21 protein-coding genes are annotated in these 21,379 nt (G+C 62.9%); 8 read left to right on the forward strand and 13 right to left on the reverse strand.

The genetic code is table 11. From position 1 onward, the window contains the following. Positions 1 to 7: 7 nt before the first annotated feature. Entirely contained in the window at positions 8 to 883 is an 876-nt protein-coding gene (locus D8767_RS16710; RefSeq protein WP_016714300.1) for an ABC transporter substrate-binding protein, read from the reverse strand. A gap of 5 nt (positions 884 to 888) precedes the next feature. Then, positions 889 to 1,350, reverse strand: a complete 462-nt coding sequence (pedF, locus tag D8767_RS16715) for a cytochrome c-550 PedF (RefSeq protein ID WP_016714301.1) — start codon at positions 1,348 to 1,350, stop codon at positions 889 to 891. Between the two features lie 253 nt (positions 1,351 to 1,603). Between pedF and exaA the strand changes: the two genes are divergently transcribed. Both exaA and D8767_RS16725 read left to right on the forward strand, forming a co-directional pair. Then, positions 1,604 to 3,499, forward strand: a complete 1,896-nt coding sequence (gene exaA / locus D8767_RS16720) for a quinoprotein ethanol dehydrogenase (RefSeq protein ID WP_016714302.1) — start codon at positions 1,604 to 1,606, stop codon at positions 3,497 to 3,499. A 66-nt stretch (positions 3,500 to 3,565) separates the two neighbouring features. After that, a complete protein-coding gene (locus D8767_RS16725) occupies positions 3,566 to 4,225 on the forward strand; it encodes a pentapeptide repeat-containing protein (protein WP_016714303.1) in 660 nt (219 codons plus the stop codon). A 94-nt stretch (positions 4,226 to 4,319) separates the two neighbouring features. Here D8767_RS16725 and D8767_RS16730 read toward each other — a convergent pair whose 3' ends face one another. Then, positions 4,320 to 4,958, reverse strand: a complete 639-nt coding sequence (locus tag D8767_RS16730) for a response regulator transcription factor (protein WP_016714304.1) — start codon at positions 4,956 to 4,958, stop codon at positions 4,320 to 4,322. After that, a complete protein-coding gene (locus D8767_RS16735; protein ID WP_016714305.1) occupies positions 4,958 to 6,232 on the reverse strand; it encodes a histidine kinase in 1,275 nt (424 codons plus the stop codon). Before D8767_RS16735 ends, D8767_RS16730 begins: the two co-directional genes overlap by 1 nt. A 161-nt stretch (positions 6,233 to 6,393) precedes the next feature. Here D8767_RS16735 and D8767_RS16740 point away from each other — a divergent pair, with 161 nt between their 5' ends. The 6 genes from D8767_RS16740 (at position 6,394) to D8767_RS16765 (ending at position 11,525) form a co-directional block, all read left to right on the forward strand. After that, the gene (locus D8767_RS16740) at positions 6,394 to 7,572 is read left to right on the forward strand and encodes an ABC transporter substrate-binding protein (RefSeq protein WP_016714306.1); all 1,179 of its coding nucleotides are present in this window, start codon (positions 6,394 to 6,396) and stop codon (positions 7,570 to 7,572) included. Positions 7,573 to 7,602: 30 nt separating this feature from the next. After that, a complete protein-coding gene (locus D8767_RS16745) occupies positions 7,603 to 8,589 on the forward strand; it encodes a YVTN family beta-propeller repeat protein (RefSeq protein WP_016714307.1) in 987 nt (328 codons plus the stop codon). Next, positions 8,586 to 9,326, forward strand: a complete 741-nt coding sequence (locus tag D8767_RS16750; protein WP_016714308.1) for an ABC transporter ATP-binding protein — start codon at positions 8,586 to 8,588, stop codon at positions 9,324 to 9,326. Before D8767_RS16745 ends, D8767_RS16750 begins: the two co-directional genes overlap by 4 nt. Continuing rightward, complete coding sequence (locus D8767_RS16755) at positions 9,323 to 10,114, forward strand: ABC transporter permease (RefSeq protein ID WP_016714309.1); 792 nt, start codon at positions 9,323 to 9,325, stop codon at positions 10,112 to 10,114. Before D8767_RS16750 ends, D8767_RS16755 begins: the two co-directional genes overlap by 4 nt. A 142-nt stretch (positions 10,115 to 10,256) precedes the next feature. Next, positions 10,257 to 10,805 carry a PQQ-dependent catabolism-associated CXXCW motif protein gene (locus D8767_RS16760; RefSeq protein WP_016714310.1) on the forward strand — a complete coding sequence of 183 codons (549 nt, stop codon included), beginning with the start codon at positions 10,257 to 10,259 and terminating at the stop codon, positions 10,803 to 10,805. 54 nt (positions 10,806 to 10,859) lie between these two features. Beyond that, complete coding sequence (locus D8767_RS16765; protein WP_016714311.1) at positions 10,860 to 11,525, forward strand: response regulator transcription factor; 666 nt, start codon at positions 10,860 to 10,862, stop codon at positions 11,523 to 11,525. A gap of 45 nt (positions 11,526 to 11,570) precedes the next feature. Here D8767_RS16765 and D8767_RS16770 read toward each other — a convergent pair whose 3' ends face one another. The 9 genes from D8767_RS16770 to pstS all read right to left on the reverse strand — a co-directional run bounded on the left by D8767_RS16770 (position 11,571) and on the right by pstS (position 21,344). After that, complete coding sequence (locus D8767_RS16770; protein ID WP_371059008.1) at positions 11,571 to 13,508, reverse strand: NahK/ErcS family hybrid sensor histidine kinase/response regulator; 1,938 nt, start codon at positions 13,506 to 13,508, stop codon at positions 11,571 to 11,573. Next, positions 13,438 to 14,601 carry a nitric oxide-sensing protein NosP gene (nosP, locus tag D8767_RS16775; RefSeq protein WP_016714313.1) on the reverse strand — a complete coding sequence of 388 codons (1,164 nt, stop codon included), beginning with the start codon at positions 14,599 to 14,601 and terminating at the stop codon, positions 13,438 to 13,440. The genes D8767_RS16770 and nosP overlap by 71 nt, the downstream gene beginning before the upstream one ends. A gap of 130 nt (positions 14,602 to 14,731) precedes the next feature. Next, entirely contained in the window at positions 14,732 to 15,919 is a 1,188-nt protein-coding gene (locus D8767_RS16780) for a porin (RefSeq protein WP_016714314.1), read from the reverse strand. A gap of 239 nt (positions 15,920 to 16,158) precedes the next feature. After that, the gene (locus tag D8767_RS16785; RefSeq protein ID WP_016714315.1) at positions 16,159 to 16,758 is read right to left on the reverse strand and encodes a hypothetical protein; all 600 of its coding nucleotides are present in this window, start codon (positions 16,756 to 16,758) and stop codon (positions 16,159 to 16,161) included. Next, positions 16,758 to 17,456, reverse strand: coding sequence for a hypothetical protein (locus D8767_RS16790; RefSeq protein ID WP_016714316.1), 699 nt, complete (start codon positions 17,454 to 17,456; stop codon positions 16,758 to 16,760). Before D8767_RS16790 ends, D8767_RS16785 begins: the two co-directional genes overlap by 1 nt. Positions 17,457 to 17,546: 90 nt before the next feature. Beyond that, positions 17,547 to 18,308 (reverse strand): phosphate ABC transporter ATP-binding protein PstB, encoded by a 762-nt coding sequence (gene pstB, locus D8767_RS16795; protein ID WP_042131386.1) that lies wholly within the window; start codon positions 18,306 to 18,308, stop codon positions 17,547 to 17,549. Positions 18,309 to 18,383: 75 nt separating this feature from the next. After that, positions 18,384 to 19,277 carry a phosphate ABC transporter permease PstA gene (gene pstA / locus D8767_RS16800; RefSeq protein WP_016714318.1) on the reverse strand — a complete coding sequence of 298 codons (894 nt, stop codon included), beginning with the start codon at positions 19,275 to 19,277 and terminating at the stop codon, positions 18,384 to 18,386. Then, the gene (gene pstC, locus D8767_RS16805) at positions 19,277 to 20,242 is read right to left on the reverse strand and encodes a phosphate ABC transporter permease subunit PstC (protein WP_016714319.1); all 966 of its coding nucleotides are present in this window, start codon (positions 20,240 to 20,242) and stop codon (positions 19,277 to 19,279) included. Before pstC ends, pstA begins: the two co-directional genes overlap by 1 nt. 70 nt (positions 20,243 to 20,312) lie before the next feature. Further along, positions 20,313 to 21,344, reverse strand: a complete 1,032-nt coding sequence (pstS, locus tag D8767_RS16810) for a phosphate ABC transporter substrate-binding protein PstS (RefSeq protein ID WP_016714320.1) — start codon at positions 21,342 to 21,344, stop codon at positions 20,313 to 20,315. Positions 21,345 to 21,379: the final 35 nt, after the last annotated feature.

The raw sequence follows: 21,379 nt of genomic DNA on the forward strand, positions 1-21,379 counted from the left end.
CCTGCTCCTATTGATACATCTCCGGGACCTCGTAACGCAGGCCGTAAGCGGCATATATGGCCTTGAGCCGGCCATCACGGATCATCGCTTCGAGGCCTTCTTCCACGGCATAGGCCAACTGGCGGTTGCTTTCATGCACCGCCATGCCAATCTCCCAGGCCTGCTTGCCCAGGTTGGGGTAGGCGTTTTCCGCCAGGGCCAGTTGCGCGTCGGCAGCCTGGTGCAGTTGCCAGTCAACCTCGCCGCGCATGGCCATCACCGCGTCCACCTGCCCGGCCTGCATCGCGGCGAACGCCTGTTGCACACCGGGGTAATGATGGGTTTTGGCACTGAGCATGCCGTTGAATACCGACGTCAGGTAGAACGACGGCACGCTGTCCACTTCGACCCCGATGGGGTGCTGCTGGAACACTGCCACACTGGCCACCGAGGCCAGTCGACGGCGGTCGTACGCGACTTGCCAGCGCTCTGCCTGATACGGGCCGAACATCACCACCTGGCCGTTTTCCAGCTCGCCCACCTCGTTGCGTTTCTGCGCATAGTCGTGGTCATAAGGCACCCGCATCATCAGGTCGGCCAACTGCTGGTGGCGCAGCGGGCTGCCGCGCCAGATATAGTCGCGCAGGTCATCGTCGAGCTTTTCCCCGGGCGGCGCCCAGATAAGATGCAGGCGCACCCCCATGGCCGTGGCCAGAGCCTGCGCCAGCTCCACATCGACACCGCGGGGCTTGCCGTGGTCCTCGAAACTGTAGGGGGCAAAATCCTTGTACACCGCCACCTTCAACTCGCCGGCAGCGATGATCGCGTCATAGTTGCGCACCTGCGCCTGGGCCGCTGCGCAACACAGCAGTAGGCCACTCAACAGCACCGCCCACAGACGCATAGCCGTCACTCCTCGACGTGCACACTGTCCAGATAGGTACGTACCGCCCACAAGGCTTCCTGGCTCAGGTAGTCGGCCATTTTCGGCATATACACGCGGCCGTCGCGAACCGCGCCATGGCGTACCCGCTCGACGAACCACTCATCGCCCGCCTCACCCGCATCGAGCATGCGCAGGTCGGGCGCAATCCCCCCGGATTTGGCTTCAAGGCCATGGCAGGCGGCGCAGTTCTGGTTGTAGGCAGAGGCACCGATTTCCACGGCCTTGTCGTGCTCCGGCGAAGTACGGTACGGGTTGACCGCCGCCCAGCCGTCGCCATCCAGGCTTACGCCAGCGTCCTTGATCGGGGTCAGGCCCTTGGTCTCTACCGCCTGGGGCACCACGTTGCCATGAGCCCAGGCCGTACCGCTCAGCACAGCCGCAGCCAGCAGCCCCGTAGCCAGCAACACATTGCGTTTTGTTGTCATTGTTATGCCCTCACCATTGCACGCAAAGCCTCAACCACAGAGGCCGTGCCGCCATCTTAAAAACAGCCCGCAGGCGGCCGAATGCTGCTTTGGTGGCCGGGCCTTACTCCCTTGGTAGTAGGGCTTGTGGTGAAGGGCTAATTGAGGTGCCGCTCGGGAACTATTCCCGGCAAGGGCGGGATATTTTCCGTATCCGGCCACGGCTGCCTCGCCGCACCCTGTGCAGGCCAAAACTCCACAGGGAACTGCAACCATGACAATAAGATCGCTACCCGCCCTTTCCCCTCTGGCCCTCAGCGTACGGGCTCTGCTGCTGGCCGGTAGCCTGGCCCTGAGCAACGCGGCCCTCGCGGCCACCGCCCCGGCAGCGCCTGCCGGCAAGAACGTGACCTGGGAAGACATCGCCAACGACCACCTGACCACCAAGGACGTGCTGCAATACGGCATGGGCACCAACGCCCAACGCTGGAGCCCGTTGGCCCAGGTCAACGACAAGAACGTATTCAAGCTCACCCCGGCCTGGTCCTATTCCTTCGGTGACGAGAAGCAGCGCGGCCAGGAATCCCAGGCCATCGTCAGTGACGGCGTGGTCTACGTCACCGGCTCTTACTCGCGGGTATTCGCCCTGGATGCCAAGACCGGCAAACGCCTGTGGACCTACAACCACCGCCTGCCCGACAACATTCGCCCGTGCTGCGACGTGGTCAACCGCGGGGCGGCGATCTACGGCGACAAGATCTACTTCGGCACCCTGGACGCGCGGGTCATCGCCCTGGACAAGCACACCGGCAAGGTGGTGTGGAACAAGAAGTTCGGCGACCACAGCGCCGGCTACACCATGACCGGCGCCCCGGTGCTGATCAAGGACAAGACCAGCGGCAAGGTGCTGCTGATCCATGGCAGCTCCGGCGATGAGTTCGGCGTGGTTGGCCAGCTGTTCGCCCGCGACCCGGAAACGGGTGAAGAAGTGTGGATGCGGCCCTTCGTCGAAGGCCATATAGGCCGCCTGAACGGCAAGGACAGTACCCCGACCGGCGATGTCAAGGCGCCGTCCTGGCCAGATGACCCAACCACCGAAACCGGCAAGGTCGAAGCCTGGAGCCACGGCGGCGGCGCCCCTTGGCAAAGTGCAAGCTTCGATGCCGAGACCAACACCATCATCGTCGGCGCTGGTAACCCCGGCCCCTGGAACACTTGGGCACGCACCTCCAAGGATGGCAACCCCCACGACTACGACAGCCTCTATACCTCGGGCCAGGTCGGCGTCGACCCGAGCACCGGCGAGGTGAAGTGGTTCTACCAGCACACGCCGAACGATGCCTGGGACTTCTCTGGCAACAACGAGCTGGTGCTGTTCGACTACAAGGACAAGGACGGCAAGGTGGTCAAGGCCACCGCCCACGCCGACCGCAACGGCTTCTTCTACGTGGTCGACCGCAACAACGGCAAGCTGCAGAATGCCTTCCCGTTCGTGGACAACATCACCTGGGCCAGCCACATCGACCTGAAAACCGGTCGCCCGGTAGAAAACCCTGGCCAGCGCCCGGCCAAGCCGCTGCCGGGTGAAACCAAGGGAAAACCGGTGGAAGTGTCACCGCCGTTCCTCGGTGGCAAGAACTGGAACCCCATGGCCTACAGCCAGGACACCGGCCTGTTCTACATCCCCGGCAACCAGTGGAAGGAGGAGTACTGGACTGAGGAAGTGAACTACAAGAAAGGCTCGGCGTACCTGGGCATGGGCTTCCGCATCAAGCGCATGTACGACGACCATGTCGGCACCCTGCGGGCGATGGACCCGACCACCGGCAAGCTGGTGTGGGAACACAAGGAGCACCTGCCGCTATGGGCCGGCGTACTGGCCACCAAGGGCAACCTGGTGTTCACCGGCACCGGTGACGGCTTCTTCAAGGCCTTTGACGCCAAGACGGGCAAAGAGCTGTGGAAGTTCCAGACCGGCAGCGGCATCGTTTCGCCGCCCATCACCTGGGAGCAGGACGGCGAACAGTACATCGGCGTGACCGTGGGCTACGGCGGCGCCGTGCCGTTGTGGGGCGGAGATATGGCTGAGCTGACCAAGCCGGTGGCCCAGGGTGGTTCGTTCTGGGTGTTCAAGATCCCGAGCTGGGACAACAAGACCGCGCAGCGTTGATCGCCAGCGGGGAGCGGGCCAACCCCCTCCCCGCTTTTGCTCATCTTCCGCCAGGAGCCTTTCACCATGAACTACCTGCCATTTGCCTTGCTGTTGGTACTGTCACCCGCCATGGCGGTTAGTGCCGACGACGATGGCAACGATGCCCCCCTGACCGTCAACGGTTGCGTGATTGCCGAAGCCAGCCAGTGCCCGGGGGCCAACCTTCGCGGCGCCAACCTGGCCAACCAGGACCTGCGCAAGATGAACCTGGCCGGCGCCGACTTGCGTGAGGCCGACCTGCGCCATGCCCGGCTGGACCTGGCCAATCTGGAAAAGGCCCGCCTGCAAGGCGCCAACCTGACCCGCGCCAGCCTGCAGCAAAGCAACCTGCGCCTGGCTGACCTGAGCAATAGCAAGTTGGTCGCCATCCAGGGCTGGGGCATGTTCGCCCAAGGCGCGCAGTTCAAGAAAGCCGACCTCGGCGCGGCCTACTTGCAGTTCGCCCGACTGTCAGGGGCAAAGATGCATCAGGCCAACCTGCAGGCCGCAGACCTGGAAATGGCCTGGCTGAGCAAGACGGACCTGCAAGAGGCCAACCTGGGGGACGCTAATCTGCAAGAAGCCAAATTTGGCCAGAGCAACCTGGAACGCGCCGATTTGCGCGGGGCGCGGCAGCATTACGGGAATTTTCAGGAGGCCAACATGGAGGGGTGCAAGGGGTGCCCTGAGACCTGGGATAAATGAGCGAAGGGTTCGCCGTGGCATCTTCAGCGCCTGTGAGATCCAGCGCCGCGCGGGCGGCGCTCGATCTCACAGGCGCCGCATCCCGCACGTCGAATCACCCCGCCACCCGCACCACCCCCAGGTCAATCCCCAGATGCACCAGCTCGGCATGCGAGCTGACCTGCAACTTGCTCTTGAGCAAGGTCAAATGATTGGACACGGTCTTGGCGCTGATACACAACTGCTCGGCAATCACCCGCGCCGGAGTGCCTTTGGCCAACATCGTGAAAATCTCCAACTCACGCTGGGTCATGCGCTGCAAACGCGGGTCATTGGCGTTTTGTGGTGAAGTGCAAGCCAACTGGGTAGCCAAAGGCTGCTCGATGTAGGCATGCCCGGCCAACACCCGCTGCACCGCCTCGATCAACACCTCGGGCGCCGAGTTTTTGGTCAGGTAACCCAAGGCCCCGGCTTCAAGCGCCTGGCGCACCAGCGGCAGCTCATCATGCATGCTGAAAAACAGCACCCGCAACTGGGGCAGGCGCTGGCGCAGGCGGCGGGTGGTTTCAAGGCCGCTAATGCCAGGCAGGCCAAAATCCATGATCACCAGATTAGGCACTTGCTCCTGAACCCGGGCCAAGGCCTCTTCGCCACTGGCAGCCTCTCGTACTTCCATCGTGGGCAACACCGCCCGCAGCAGGCTGGCATAGCCCTGGCGGACCACGGCATGGTCATCGACCAATACAATATTCATCACACCTCCAAGGGAATGTTCAGAGCCAGTGCCCAGCCAACCCCGGGGCGGCTGAAAATGCGCAGTTCGCCCCCCAGGCTACGGGCGCGTTCGGCCATCGAATGCAAGCCTACGCCGGGCCGTTGCGGCTGACGGGCTCCGCAGCCATTGTCGCGAATCAGCAGGCGCAGACCCTTGGTACTGCGTTGCAGGCGTACCCGTACCTGGCTGGCACCGGCATGCCGGGCGACATTGGTCAGCGCCTCTTGCAGCAACCGGTACAGGTGCGTGCGGCTCGCCCCGGGCAGCGTTGGCAGGTGTTCGCCAACCCGCAGGCGGCAATCGATGCCCTGGCTGGCCTGCCACTGGTTGACCAGCAGGTCGAAGGCTTCGGCCAGCGGCATGTGCTGCAACGCCACCGGATACAGGTCGCGCACCAACGCACGAAACCCCTGTTGCAGGCGCTCGCAATTGAGTGCCAGGGCTTGCGCCGTCTGCTCCACCACGGTCGGCTGGTCGGCCACCATGCGCAACAGGCACACCTGGGCACGGATACCTGCCAGGTATTGGCCAAGGTCGTCGTGCAGCGTCTGCGCCAGGTGGGTGCGTTCCTGCTCCTGCACCGCCAGCAGGGCCTGCGTCAGTTGCGTATTGTCGGCCTGAGTCTGCTCCAGGGTGGCGGCCATGCGGTTGAAGTGTTCCGCCAGCTGACGGGCCTCCGGCAGGCCGGCCTCGCGCAGGCGGGCCGTCAACTGCCCGCCCGAGACCTGACGCAAGGCTTGCAGCAGCTCATCCAGCAAACCCATGCCCCGCCGTACCGCCCAGCGGATGGTCAACAGGCTCAATAGCAACGCCAGGCCGAACAAGCCGAGCAGTTGCTGCAAGGCATCCCAGACTTCGTCGATCTCATCCCGCGCATCTACAGCGATCAGCACCCGGGCCCCGCCATTCAGGTCCAGCAGCCTGCTGCTACTGTGCCGCTCACCCAACAGCTGGCGGCCCAGCCAGGCATCCAGGCCGCTCTGCGGCGGTAGCTGCGGTGCTTCCCCCGCCGCCAGCCAGTGTACCCGCACATGGCGCAGGCTTTGGGTCAGCCGTGGTTGCAGGCTTGCCGGGTCACGTTCGGCGGTGTCGCCGAGGTAAGCCACCACGGCTTCGGCAGACTGCAACTCACGCTCGACATCAGCCACCGCCTGGTGCAACAGCACGCCGGCACAGGCCAGCGTCACCAGTGCGAAGCAGCACGTGACCCAGAGGTTGATCCGCCACAGGGCCGACAGGTTGACAGGGCGCACAGGCGATTCTCCTTGGGCGTTGTAGCCCATCGTGTTTCCCATCGTAAAGCCGCAGCACCTACGCCGAATTACTACCTTGGTACCGGCCGGGCGCTACTTTCTGCATATTTCCCCCTCCCGGTGGGCTTCCTATGCTGGCGCCATCTGCCGTGGAGTAAGTTATGCGCCAGCCTGCCCCTCTTGCCCTGACCTGCCTGCTGGCCCTGGCCGCAGCGCTGTGCGCACCGCTGGTACCCGCCGAAGAACCCTTGCAGGTACGCATCGGCTACCTGAGCTATCGCCCCGACCCAGGCCCTTTGTTGTCCAACATCATCCCCGAGCCTGCCGATGCCGGGCTGCAAGGCGCGGAGCTGGCGATTGTCGACAGCAACAGCACGGGGCGCTTCCTGAAGCAGCAATTCCAGCTGGCCAAGGCCACGGCAGACAGCCCCGAAGCCTTGCTGCAGGCGGCCAAGGCCCAGCACGACCAAGGCCTGCGGCTGTTCGTGGTGAATGCCCCGGCCGCCAGCCTGCGCGCCTTGTCTGCCGCCCTGCCCGACAGCCTGCTGTTCAACGCCGGCAGCCCCGACGACAGCTTGCGCAGCAGCCAGTGCCTGGGCAATGTGCTGCACAGCCTGCCGAGCCGGGCCATGCTGGCCGACGCCCTGGTGCAGTTCATGGTATTGCGCAAATGGCAGCGGGCACTGTTGGTGGTCGGCCAGACCGAAGACGACCAGGCGTACGCCGCCGCCCTGCGCAGGGCGATGAAGCGCTTTGGTATGCAGCTGGTTGCAGAAAAAGCCTGGACCTTCGACAACGACCAGCGCCGCAGCGCCCAGGCCGACATGCCGCTGTTCACGCAAACCGCCGAATACGACGTGGTGCTTGTGGCGGACGAACGCGGCGACTTCGGCGAGTACCTGCCCTACCAGACCTGGTACCCGCGCCCGGTGGCAGGCACCCAGGGGCTGACCCCCACCGGCTGGCACAAGACCGTGGAAACCTTCGGCGCCGCGCAGCTGCAAAAACGCTTCGAAGCCCAGGCCGGGCGCTGGATGAACGACCGCGATTTCGCCGCCTGGATGGCCGTGCGCAGCGTCGCCAGTGCAGTCAGCAAACTGCGCCAGACCGAAGCACGTGCGTTGCAGCAACTGCTGCTCAGCGAACAGTGGCCGCTGGACGGGTTCAAGGGCCGCAAGCTCAGCTACCGCCCGTGGAACGGCGAACTGCGCCAGCCAATACCGCTGGTACAGCCGCGCGCCCTGGTCAGCACCTCACCGCAGGAAGGTTTCCTGCACCCCTTCAACGAAATGGACAGCCTGGGCTACGACAGGCCCGAAGTGACCTGCAGCTACCCCTGACCCGATCACCACAACAATAAGGAATTCGCCATGCGCCGCCTCTTTCACAGGGCCCTGCTTTGCCCCAGCCTGCTATCGGCCGCCTTGGCACTGGCCAGCGGGCACACCATGGCTGCCACTGCCTGGGTCTCCAACGAGAAAGACAACAGCCTCAGCCTGATCGACATGCAAACGCTTGAAGTCACCGACACCTTGCCGGTCGGCCAGCGCCCGCGCGGCCTGCTGCTGTCCCACGACAACAAACTGCTGTACATCTGCGCCAGCGATTCGGACCGGGTGCAGGTGATGGACGTGGCCACCCGCACGATCATCAAGGAGCTGCCCTCCGGCAAGGACCCCGAGCAGTTCGCCTTGCACCCCAACGACCGCTGGCTGTACGTGTCCAACGAGGACGACGCGCTGGTGACAGTGATCGACACCGTCACCGACAAGGTGCTGGGGCAGATCGACGTTGGCATCGAACCCGAAGGCATGGCGGTCAGCCCTGACGGCAAATGGGCAGTCAACACCAGCGAAACCACCAACATGCTGCACTGGATCGACACCAGCACCCAGACCCTGGCCGACAGCACCCTGGTCGATCAGCGGCCACGCTTCGTCGAGTTCAACAAGGACGGCTCGCGGCTGTGGGCATCGGCGGAAATCGGCGGCACGGTGACCATTCTCGACGTGGCCACGCGCCAGGTACTCAAAACCCTTAACTTCCAGATCAAGGGCGTACACCCGGACAAGGTCCAGCCGGTGGGCATCAAGCTCAGCGCCGATGGCAAGTACGCCTTCGTCGCCCTGGGCCCGGCCAACCATGTGGCGGTGATCGATGCCAACACCTACGAGGTGCTCGACTACCTGCTGGTCGGGCGGCGTGTCTGGCAGCTGGCGTTCACCCCGGACCAGAGCCAGTTGCTGGCCACCAACGGCGTCAGCGGCGATGTTTCGGTCATCGATGCGAAAAACCTCAAAGTGCTCAAGTCGGTGAAGGTCGGGCGCTACCCCTGGGGTGTGGTGGTCACACCATGAACGCCCTCGACGTCAGCGACGTAAGCTTTGCCTACGGCCAGCGCGCGGCACTCAAACAGGTCGGGTTCAGCCTGGCGCCAGGGCGATTCGCCGCATTGCTGGGCCCCAACGGGGCCGGCAAATCGACACTTATCGCCCTGCTTACACGCCTGTACGACCTGCAGCACGGCGACATCCGCGTAGGCGGCTGCTCGCTGCGCAACGCCGCACGCCCGGCTTTGCGCCAGATGGGCGTGGTGTTTCAGCAAAGCACCCTCGACCTGGACCTGACCGTTGAACAGAACCTGCGCTACCACGCGGCGCTGCATGGCCTGTCGCGGCGCCAGGGCAGCCAACGGGTCGACGCCGAACTGGCCCGTCAAGGCCTGGGCGAACGTCGGCATGAGCGTGTTCGTGCGCTGAATATCGGCCATCGGCGCCGGGTGGAGATTGCACGCGCCCTGCTGCACGAACCACGCCTGCTACTGCTTGACGAAGCCAGTGTCGGCCTCGACCCGGCCAGCCGCCTGGCCCTCAACCAGCACGTGCGGCGGCTGTGCCGCGAGCAGCAGCTCAGCGTGCTGTGGACCACCCACCTGCTGGACGAGGTCCAGCCCAGCGATGACCTGCTGATTCTGCATCAAGGCCGCCTGGTAGCACGCGGTACCGCCGACGCCCTGAGCCTGGAGCACGGTGGCGACCTCGACAATGCCTTTGCCCGGCTGACCAGCGCGCCCTCAGGAGCCAATGCCCAATGAACGCTTACTGGCAATGTTTCAACGGCATCATGCTGCGCGAATGGCTACGCTTCGTGATGCAGCGCACGCGCCTGCTCAGTGCGCTGGTGCGTCCGCTGCTGTGGTTGCTGGTGTTCGCCGCCGGGTTTCGTGCGGCCCTGGGCATTGCCATCATCGAGCCCTACGACACCTACATTCCCTATGAGGTGTACATCATCCCGGGCCTGGCCTGCATGATCTTGCTGTTCAATGGCATGCAGGGCTCGCTGTCGATGGTGTATGACCGGGAGATGGGCAGCATGCGCGTGCTGCTGACCAGCCCGTTGCCACGGCCGTTCCTGCTGGGCAGCAAGCTGTTGGCGACCGCGTTGATTTCCCTGCTGCAGGTGTATGCCTTCCTCGCCATCGCCTGGCTGTACGGCGTACAGCCGCCAGCGGCGGGCCTGCTGCTGGCGCTGCCGGCAATGCTGCTGGTAGCGTTGATGCTCAGTGCCCTGGGGCTGCTGCTGTCGAACGCGATCCGCCAGCTGGAGAACTTTGCCGGGGTGATGAACTTCGTGATTTTCCCGCTGTTTTTCCTGTCGTCGGCCTTGTACCCGCTGTGGAAAATGCGCGAGGCCAGCCAGTGGCTGTACTGGCTGTGTGCGGTGAACCCGTTCACCCATGCCGTGGAGCTGGTGCGGTTCGCCCTGTATGAGCGGTTGAACCTGCTGGCACTGGCTGTATGCCTTGGCTTGACCGTGCTGTTCACCCTGCTGGCGATACTCACTTTCAACCCTCAGCATGCCGCGCTGCGCAAGCCGCGCTGAAGCCTCCTGCCTGGGGCTGCTTTATGGCCCCATCTTCCTGAGCAGTGCCTACTACTTTAGTACTGCCTTTGCTGTCTGATCGTCGCATTCACAACACACCACCACTGGCATGTAATGGGCCTATAACAAAAAGGATAAAACCATGCCACGTGCCCCGCGCCCTTTGCTGGCTGCCCTTTCGCTGTGTCTGTCACTGGGTATCGCCCAGGCCGACACCACCCCGCTGTTTTCCGCCGAAGGCTACCGCGCCACCCTCTACCGCAGCCCGACCCCGCAACAGGTCGAGGGCGGCCAAGTCATCGACACCGCCACGCTGCAAAACCTGCTGGCACAAAGCCCCAGGCCAGTACTGATCGACGTCTATCGCCGCCAATGGCTGCAAGGCCAATTCATCGAAGACGAACCGCACGCCAACCTCCCGGGTAGCCTTTGGCTGGCCAACACCGGCGACGGCGAGCTGAGCCCGGCCTGGCAGGACTACTTCGTGCGCAACCTGCAAAAAGCCACTGCCGGGCACCCGGAGCACCCCCTGGTTTTTTATTGCCGCTCCGATTGCTGGTTAAGCTGGAACGCGGTAAAACGCGCTAAAGCCCTGGGCTACAACAACCTGTACTGGTACCGCGACGGCCTGGACGCCTGGCAGCAGGCCAACCTGCCGCTGCAGCCAGCGCAACCTGTACCCTTTCCCTGAACTGCCTGTAAATGCGTGCCCCGCCCCCTCCAATAAAAACAAGGTGAAAAGGCCATGTACAAAATTTTGATTGCCGACGATCACCCGCTGTTTCGCGAAGCCATCCACAACGTCATCAGCGATGGCTTCCAGGGCAGCGAGGTCATGGAAACCGCCGACCTGGACAGCGCCCTGGCCCTGACCCAGGCGCACGACGACCTCGACCTGATCCTGCTCGACCTGAACATGCCCGGCATGCATGGCCTTAACGGGCTGATTACCCTGCGCAACGAGGCGCCAACCACCCCGGTGGTGATCGTTTCGGCCGAGCAGGAAAAGCAGATCGTGCTGCAGGCCATCACCTACGGTGCCGTGGGTTTCATTACCAAGTCTTCGCCCCGTTCGCAGATGATCGAAGCGATCGAGCAGATCCTCAACGGCAATGTCTACCTGCCGCCCGACATCATCCGCGCCCAGAAAAGCAACACCAGCCGGCGCCACAACGAGGCGCCGAGCTTCCCGCCGGAAATGCTCCAGGCCCTGACCCGCAAGCAGCTGCTGGTACTGGAGCGCATGACCAAGGGTGAGTCGAACAAGCAGATTGCCTATACGCTGGACATCGCCGAAACCACGGTGAAGGCGCATGTTTCGGCGATCTTGCGCAAGCTCAATGTGCATAACCGGGTGCAGGCCATTCTCAGTGCCGGGGATATCGATTTTGCCGACTACCTGCGGCGTTAGCCTGTTCTGGCCTCTTCGCGGGCGAGCCCGCGAAGAGGCCAGCGGCTATGTCATGCTGCCGGCCAGCAGGTGACTCATCGCCGTCTTGAGCTTCATCGGCCGCACCGGCTTGTGCATCAGGGTGTGGCCCAGCTCGCGAATCTGCTGCTTGAGGTCGTTGCTGTAGTTCGCGGTAATCATCAGCGCCGGTAACGGCTGGGTACGCCGGGCATTGATCCGCGCCACGGCGTCGACACCGTTGCAGTCGTTGTCCAGATGGTAATCGGCTATCAGCAGGTCGGCTTCGGCATGGTAGTTGTCCACCTGGCGTGCCAGGTCTTCCTCCGACAGCGCCGTGACCACCCGGCAGCCCCACCCCTCCAGCAAGGTGCGCATGCCGGCGCAAATCGCCGCGTCGTTATCCAGCACCCACACCCGCGCCCCGCGCAGGCGTTCGAGCATTGGCTCGCTGACCACCTGGCTCGGCTGGGTTTTGGGCGCAGTGGTGCTCAGTGGCACTTCGACGGCGAACACCGAGCCTTTGCCAAGCCATGAACGTACCCGTATCCGATGCCCAAGGATGCCGGCGATCTTTTCTACAATCGCCAGGCCCAGGCCTAACCCGCGGTCCTGGTCCGGACGCTGCACATCACCGCGCTTGAACTCCTGGAACATGTCGTCCAGGTGCTCTTCGGCAATGCCGATGCCACTGTCCCACACTTCGATCCGCAGGCCGCCACGCAGGCGCCGGCAGCCCAGCACCACACGCCCGCTGCGGGTGTAGCGAATGGCATTGCTGAGCAGGTTACGCAGGATCCGCGCCAGCAGCTGGATGTCACTGCGCACCACCGCCGAACAGCCCACGAAATGCAGTTCAAGGCCTTCACTGCGCGCCACCTGTGCGTATTCGGCAGCAAGGTTGTCCATCAGTTCGCGCAGGGCAAACGGGGCGACATCGGCTTTGATCACCCCGGCATCGAGCTTGGAAATGTCCACCAGGGTGCCGAGCAGGTTCTCCACATCTTCCAGCGAGTTGCTGACGTTACGTACCAGGTGGGCACTGTCTTGCGGGTCGCGGCGCTCCAGCAATGCGCTGGTGAACAGCCGCGCCGCGTTCAGCGGTTGCAGCAGGTCGTGGCTGACCGCTGCGAGGAACTTGGTTTTCGACAAGTTGGCCTGTTCGGCCTCGCGCTTGGCCTCGCGCAGGCGAGCCTCGGCTTGGCTTCGCTCTTCGATTTCACGCAGCAACTGGTCGTTGAGGCTGGTCAGTTCGGCGGTGCGTTCGCGCACCCGCTGCTCCAGGTGCTGATAGGCCTGGTGCAGCGCCTGGGCAGTGTTGCGCCGCTCGGTAATGTCGCGGATCAACACGAAGATGCCCACCACCTCGCCGCTGGCCAGGCGGTTCGGCACGTAGGAGCGCAGCATGTAGCGTTCCTGGCCATTGATATTGGTTTCGGCAAATTCGAAGGTGACGCTCTCCCCCGCCAACGCCCGCGCCACATAGGCTTCCAGGCGCTGGTAATGCTGTTCGCTGTGGGCCTCGCGCAGGCTCTGGCCAAGCATTACGCCGTGGGGCCAGCAATACCATTCTTCATACACCTTGTTGGTGAACTCGTAGACCAGATCGGCGTTCAGGTAAGCGATCAGCGCCGGAACATTATCGGTAATCAGGCGAATCTGGTGCTGATGGGCGGTCTCGGCCCGCTGTCGGGCCTCGCTGAGCAGGCGGTTGACGGCCTTGAGCTCGGCCATGGCCTGGTTCAGGGCATCGGTGCGTTCACGCACCTGCTCGGCCAGCACCACCGAGTGCTGGAACGCCGCATAGGGGTCGTTGCCCCGCGTTACTCCAGACTCGATGCGTTCGATCAACGCACCGTTGATCCGCTGCAGCTTGTGGTTTTCGTGCTGCAGCCGGGTGACCTCGGCCTGCAGCTCAGCGCCCGACAGGAGGCCGGTTGCGGGCAATGGCGACCCCGGTGAAGGTCTGGTTGATGTGCATGCCATTGAACTGTTCTCCGTAGGTGTTGAAGCCGATCACCCGCTGCTCACGCAGAAACGCGCCGACCGGTTCCAGGCCATGCCGGGCCTCCAGTTCCAGCCGCCGCAGGAAGCAATCACAACCAATGGTCAGCAACAGCGGCCCGAGGCGCTGGCGCAGGCCGTCGAACAGCTGGTGCAGGTTAGGCAACAGCGGGCCCGGGGTCATGGCCGTAAGCACGATGCCGTTTTCCACTGCACAGTAAAAACTCAGGCTCAGGTCCTGGTGCACCTGCTGGATCGCTCGCACGTAGTACTGGTCGTGCATACGTACAGCCAGCGGGTGGGCGGCGAACACCCGATGGTCGAGCGCAGCCACTGGTACGCCGATGTGGCGGGCGTATTCTTCGGCTGCGGGCTCGGCATTCAGTTCAAAGACCCGGCGCTGGGCGCTATCAGCGCCGGTTACGACCAGTTTTTCCTGACGCGGCAAAATGTGGTGCGTGGTGAACACTTCAAAATCGAGCCAGGTGTTGACCAGCACCACCACAGCCGCCCCGTTGTGAAAGGCGCCGCCGTAGTACACATGGGTGCGTGTCAGGTAGTTGTCGTCACCGGCAGAGCCCCCGAAGTGCGGAATGTCACCTAACGCCGCGCTGAGCGCGGCAAGCACCATTTCCTCGCGGCTGGACAGGCCGTCGAGCAAGGTCAGGGCAAAGCTGTGGCCCTTGATGGGGGCTAACGTATTGCTGCGGCAGGTGCCGACCAGGCGCTCGACCATCTGCTGGGCGTCGATCAGGCTGAAGCGCTCCATTTCATCGATCAGCGCAGTGGCGATAGAAAAGTGCCGGTGATCAAAGCCTACGGCTGTGACGCAATTACGGCCGTAGCCCTGCGGCGTGATTTCGCCGGCGCTGGTGCAGCCGACCAGGCGGATGCCGCCGAAACCTTGCTCCAGGGCCTCGCCCAAGGCCTGCAAGTCGTATTCGGCGGAACAGAAGAACAGCACGAAACCCAGGTGCGGGTGCAGCAATTGCCGCGCCAGGTCCTGGGCGGCCAACCGGGCGTCGGTGGCCTGGGACATGGCGCTGACCACACCGTCGTTTTGAGCCTGCTGCATTGGGGTCTCCGGCGCGGGGTGGCTGAGGGGTCAGTGTACGAAGGTGTTTGCGGGGGACGAATGCTACTTGGGTAGCGGGTGGGCGGTTCCATGGGCGTAAATGTTGGGGCCGCTTTGCGGCCCCGGGTGCCTACCAGGTCAACACCGCACCCACTGCAAAGGTATCGGTGTCTTCGTTCTGCGCACTGGTGTCATGCCCATCGATGGAAAACTGGTTGTACTCGGCCACCAGCTTCAGGTTGTCGTTGACGTCATGGAACAGTGCCACGCCACGGGTCTCGTAGTCCGCCCCGCTGCCCACCGCACCGTTGCCGTCGTCCTTGGTCTTGCCATACGACAAGGCAATGCGGTTCTTGCCGACTTTGTACGAACCCTGCAACAGGTAGCCGTCACTGTCGACGTTACGCAAGACCGGTTCGCCGGCATTGTTGGTAAAGAACGGGTTGATACCCTTGGCCTGGAACCCCGAGCCGGTCAGCGACAGCCCGCCCATCTTCGCCTGCACGCCATAGCCAACACCTTTGGACGTGATCGTCTCCACCGTCGAGTCGGTGTTGTCGGAGGTCTGGTAACTGCCGTTGACCCAGCTGTAGATCTGCGCCCCGCCCAGGTCGAACTGGTAGGTAATCTCGCTCTCGGTACGCGGGTTTTCCTGGTAGGCCTTGCCGGTCGGGCTGCTGTCGTTGGTGTCCACCGGGTCCATGATGCCCACCGCCACGCGCAGGCCGTCCATTACCGGGGTGCGGTAGGTGATCTGCGAGGTGGGGAACGGGTACGGGTAGCCACTGCCGATGTTGCCGAACGACACCCCGCCGCCGTCCACCAGCCCCAAGGTGTCACTGACCTGGCCGTAGCCGGCCAGCAGTTCGTCGAGCAGGATGTTGGAACGGGCGAACAGCCCGAAGTCCTTGCCGATCAGCACCTCGCCCCATTCGGGATTGGCCACGGTGCCGTAGAACTGGCGCACGTCGATGGCGGTGTCGGTGCCGTTGGTTTCACTGTCGTTGATGGTGACCCAGAACGAGGCACGTGCGCCGAGCTTCAGGTCATCCACCTGCTTGCCCATGTTGAAGCCCAGGTAGTTGGGCAAGAAGCCCATTTTCACCCGCGACTGGCGGCGATCGAACTGCTCGCCTTCGCGGTCGACCTTGCTATTGACGTAGAAGGCATTGATGTAGCCGTCGGTGGAAAAGGTGGTCTGGTCTTTGTCGTACAGCATGATCTCGGCTTCGGCGACGCCACTCAGGCCCAGGGCAGAAAAGCTGGCGATGGCGGCGGCGAGGAAACGAGGCGGCAGGTGCTTATTGTTGTTGTACATGGCGCGCTCCAAACAGGGGACTGGATGTCGGAGGCGATTATCAGAACAGGGCAAATTGCCAGATACGCTGCTTTGGGGCGGGGTGGTGGATGCTTTAGATCGGCTCGTGAGGCGTGATGATTTGGAAGCGCAACCTGATGGGACCGGGATGCAAGACTTACGGTGTACGCAAGAATAACCGGCTGGTATCAGTACGGCTGAACGAACTGGGGCCGCTTTGCGGCCCCATTAACGTGTGCTCAGGAAGCAAGCGCCTGCGAACGCTGGCGCAGTGGCATTTGGTAGCGGTGCGGTTGCTGCCAGGCCAGCCGTGCCTGCACATCGACGACCGCGTCCTTCACCTTCTGGGCCCAGTGCTCATCCTTCGGGCACACCACCACCACACGAAAACCATGGTCGACACCTTCCAGCCGCACACCTTCGGAGTCATCGACATGCAGGTCGATATCGAACGCCGAGGGTAACTTCGAGGGGGAATTCTCCAGGCCTTTCTGGGCCAGGATGTGTTGGTGCCGGTCGCTGTTGACCACGCCATCGACATGGATGCCATACAGCATCAGCCAGCGGCGAATGTAGGCCGGGGTGCGCCCCGAGGAGGTATAGATCCAGATGCTGCAACCCTGGCGGCGCAGGTCGCGGATCAGCGAACGCGTGCCACTGCGCAGGGGTTCGCCCAACCAGCGGTGCACGAAGCCCGGCAGCTTGCTGTCCTCGGCGTCAGCGTGCTCAGGCAGGCAGGCGAGCGTGTCGTCGATATCGAAGGAAATACGTACCTGGCCACGTTTGAGCTTGCGCTCGATGGCTTGGCGCCCGCGCTGGAGCATGGACGAACGAAGCATCAGCGGCTCCTCTCGCAGGCATGCACGGACGTACCGCTCAGGAAGAATTTGCCGAGCTCAGGCGCCTTCGCTTCAAGGAAAGCGGCGTACTTTTTCTTGATTTTGGGTAGTTCGTACAAAGCCTTGACACCGTGTTTGGCGGAGTTGCGAATGACCGAGGACGGGTTGAAGTAACCCTCGGCGTTATCCAGCGACAGCACGAATGGCGGCAGCCCGGCACGCATCAGCAAATAGCTGACAATGAGCGAGCCCGTGCGGTTGTTGCCTTCGATGAACAGCTGCGGCTTGCTGAGGATACGTACATACACACCGGCAGCCCGCTTCCAGACCGAATCGCTGCGGTACGCGCAGTACCAGTTGTACAAATCCTTGATGCCACCTTCGACGTTGTTGAAAAAGTGCGCCTCGGTTGCAGCCAGGTGGGGGGCGAACTCCAGGCGGCGGGCCGGGTCGCTGCCGCACAGCACGGTGGCATTGATTTCCAGCATCAGGTTCAGCTGTTGCAGGTCGAACAGGTCGATACCGCGAGCGACATAGTCGTCAATCAGGGCATAGCCTTCAAGCACATTCAGCAGCACCTCGTCGGTGAACGGGTCCCTCGGTTCGGTGAAATGCTGGCTGAGTTCGGCAAAGCGGCCTTGCACCTCGCGCAGTGCGCGCTCTACCGCTGACAGATCAAGACGACGCATCGCTGGCATTGGAAATCCCGGGTAACACTTTAACGGAAGGTAACGCGGCCGGGCGTTGCACCCTTCCTGGCTGCAACGCCCGGCCACCTTGAAAAGTGATCAGCTGAACTTGCCGCTGATGTAGTCGGCAGTCAGTTGTTCACGCGGGTTCTGGAAAATCTGCGTGGTCGGGCCCATCTCGACCAGGTAACCAGTACGGGTACCCTGGGAGATATCGACCGAGAAGAACGCGGTGGTGTCGGCGACACGAATCGCCTGCTGCATGTTGTGGGTTACCAGCGCGATGGTGTAGTCCTTCTTCAGTTCGACCATCAGCTCTTCCACGCGGCGGGTAGCGATCGGGTCGAGTGCCGAGCACGGCTCGTCCAGCAGCAGCACCTCCGGCTCGGTGGCGATGGCGCGCGCGATGCACAGGCGCTGCTGCTGGCCGCCGGACAGGGACAGGCCGCTGACCTTGAGCTTGTCCTTTACTTCGTCCCACAGGGCGGCGCCTTGCAGGGCGTGCTTCACGCGGTCACCCAGGTCGCCCTTGTAGCGGTTCAGGCGCAGGCCGAACGCGACGTTGTCAAAAATGCTCATCGAGAACGGGTTGGGCTGCTGGAACACCATGCCGATGTAGCGGCGCACGACTACCGGGTCGACGCCCTTGCCGTAGACATCCTGGCCCAGGAAGTGCACATGCCCTTCGAAGCGGAAGCCCTTTACCAGGTCGTTCATGCGGTTGAGGCTACGCAGCACGGTACTCTTGCCGCAGCCGGATGGCCCAATGAAGCCGGTGATCTCGTTCTTGCGGATCGGCACATGGCTGTCGCGTACGGCCATGAAGTTGCCGTAGAAGATCTTGTCCAGCTTGCAGTCCATGACGATGGGGGTTTCGTTGACCACGGGAGCGGCCTTTTGCGCAGTGGATACGTTCAAGTTTGGATGCTCCCTTTCTCAATACTTGGGCTTGCCGAAAACACGGCTAAGAATGTTGATTACCAGCACGATCATCACCAGTACCAGCGAGGCCGCCCAGGCGAGCTCCAGCTGGTTGTCGAACGGCATGCCGGAGAAGTTGTAAATCAGTACGGCCAGCGAGGCCGTGGGGTTCATGACCGCCAGGCTGCCGTCATGATAAATCCAGTAGTTGCTGAACAGCGCGGTGAACAGCAGTGGCGCGGTTTCGCCAGCGGCGCGGGCCACGGCCAGCATGACGCCTGTCAGGATGGCAGGCAGGCCGGTGGGCAAGACGATCTTCCAGATCACCTGTGCACGGGTGCAACCCATGCCGTAGGCCGCATCTTTCATGATCTTGGGCACCATCTTCATCGACTCTTCGGCGGTCAGCACCACGATCGGCAGCATCAGTACCGCCAGTGCCACACCACCTGCCGGCGCCGAATAGGTACCGGTGGTCATCACCACCAGGGCGTAGGCGAATACACCGGCCAGGATCGACGGCAGGCCGGTGAGCATTTTGGCGGCAAAGCGCGCGGCGTTGGCCAGCTTGCTGTCCGGCCCGAGCTCGGCCAGGAATACCGCTGCCAGGATGCCAACCGGCACCGCGATGGCTGCGGCGATACCGACCATGACGAAGGTACCGGCCATGGCGTTGCCGAAGCCACCGCCCATCTCGAAGCCGGTGGGCGGCAGCTCGGTGAACACTTCCAGGTTAAGGCGTGCACCGCCGCGGGTAACCAGCATGTAAAGCACGGAAATCAGCGGTACGCTGGCCACCAGCGCCGCAACCCAGGCCAGCGTGGTCAGTATCAGGCTGCGCAGGGCACGGCCTTCCAGCTTGCGCTGCAGGCTGGGCAAAGCAGTTGTTGGGGTGCTGAGGTCAGTCATTATTTGTTACCCCGCTGGGCGTAGAGCATGATCATCGAGCCGAGCACGTTCACCAGCAGGGTGATGAACATCAGCACCAGTGCGGCGTACATCAGTACTTCGACCTCGTTCGGGCCGGCTTCCGGGAAGTTCAGCGCCAACAGCGCCGCCAGGGTGTTGGCCGGGGCGAACAGGGACACGGAAATGGTGTTGGCGTTGCCGACCAGCATGGCCAGCGCCATGGTTTCACCCAGGGCACGGCCCAGGCCCAGCACCAGCGAACCGAAAATGCCGGTGGCGGCGGATGGCACCATCACCTTGAGGATGGCTTCCCAGTGGGTAGTCCCCATGCCGTAGGCCGCCTGCTTGGTTTTCATCGGCACGCTGGTAAGCGCATCCTGGGAAACGGCGGCAATGGTCGGCAGGATCATGATGGCCAACACCAGCGCCGCAGGCAGCAGGCCAGGCCCACTCAAGGAAGTGCCGAAAAACGGGATCCAGCCCAGCTCGCTGTTCAACCAGGTGGTCAACGGGCGGATGGCCGGGATAACGACGTAGATGCCCCACAGGCCATAAACCACGCTGGGGATGGCGGCGAGCAACTCGACAATGGTGCGGAACACGGCAGCCAGCCGTGCCGGCAGGAAATCCTGGGTGAGGAAAATGGCCATGCTGACGCCGAAGAAACCGGCGATCAACAGTGCGATGAAGGCGCTGTAAAGCGTGCCCCAGATCGCTGGCAGAATACCGTACTTGCCTTGATTAACATCCCAGACGCTGCCGAACAGCACGTCAAAACCGTGTTTTTCAATGCCTGGCAGTGCCTTGCGGCCCACTTCGTAGACCAGCGCGACGACCAGCGCCAGTACCAGCACCACACCAATGCGTGCAAGCGCACGGAAGGTGCGATCAACCAGGAAGTCTTTCGCTGACGGTGGCTGGCACGCGGAGTCGGGGTTATCCGGTATGGCAAAGGGTGTGTTCATGGGCAAATTCCGGGACAAGGGACAAACACGCCCGGCACGGCTTCACTGCCATACCGGGAGCGCCTGGGTATTACTGGATGTTGGCCGACGCTTTGCGCACCTGGTCGACAACCGACGGTGGCAGCGGGATGTAACCCATCGAATCGGCGATGGTCTGGCCTTTGGTCAGGCTGTACTCGACCATTTCACGCATGGCTTTGGCCTTGGCCGGGTTGCCGTTGTCCTTGCGGAAGATCATCCAGGTGTAGGAGGTGATCGGGTAGGACTTGGCACCGGTCGGGTCTGGCAGCCAGGCCACCAGGTTTTCCGGCATGTTCACCGCAGCCAGTGCTTCGGCACCGCTCTCGGCGTTCGGCACGACGTATTGGCCAGCCTTGTTCTGCAGCACGGCGAAGTCGACCTTGGCCAGCTTGGCAAAACCGTACTCGATGTAGCCGATGGCGCCTGGGGTCTGGCGGACGGTGGCGGTTACGCCATCGTTTTTCGGCGATTTGATGAACTTGTCAGTGGCCGGCCAGTTAACGGTGTTGCCTTCACCCAGCCCTTGCTTGAAGTCAGCGTTGATGGCCGACAGGTGCTTGGTGAAGACGGCGGTGGTACCGCTGGAGTCGGCACGTACCACCACGGTGATCGGGGTGGCAGGCAGCTTCAGCTCAGGGTTGGCCGCAGCGATTTGCGGGTCGTTCCACTGGGTGATCTTGCCGAGGAAGATGTTGGAGTACACATCGCGCGGCAGCTTCAGGCCTTTAGGGTTGCCCGGCAGGTTGTAAGCCAGCACGATTTCACCGGCGGTCATTGGCAGCAACTGCACGCCTTCGCCAACCTTGGCAATGTCTGCTTCGCTCATGGCCGAGTCGCTGGCGGCGAAGTCGACGGTCTTGTTCAGGAAGTCCTGTACACCCGCCCCGCTCCCCTTGGACTGGTAATCAACGGTGACGCCAGCGGTGTTCTTGCTGAAGTCCTTGAACCAGGTCAGGTAGATGGGTGCAGGGAAGCTGGCACCGGAACCGGTCAGGCGAACGTTTTCGGAAGCAAAGGCTGCCGAAGTGGCGCAGAGGGAAACGGCAACAGCGAGTGCAGCAGACTTCATCAGGCGTTTCATCAAAATGTGCTCCGTGTGATGGCCGGCACACTTTG

This window comes from Pseudomonas sp. LTGT-11-2Z (assembly GCF_003691445.1).
GTDB classification, from domain to species: domain Bacteria; phylum Pseudomonadota; class Gammaproteobacteria; order Pseudomonadales; family Pseudomonadaceae; genus Aquipseudomonas; species Aquipseudomonas monteilii.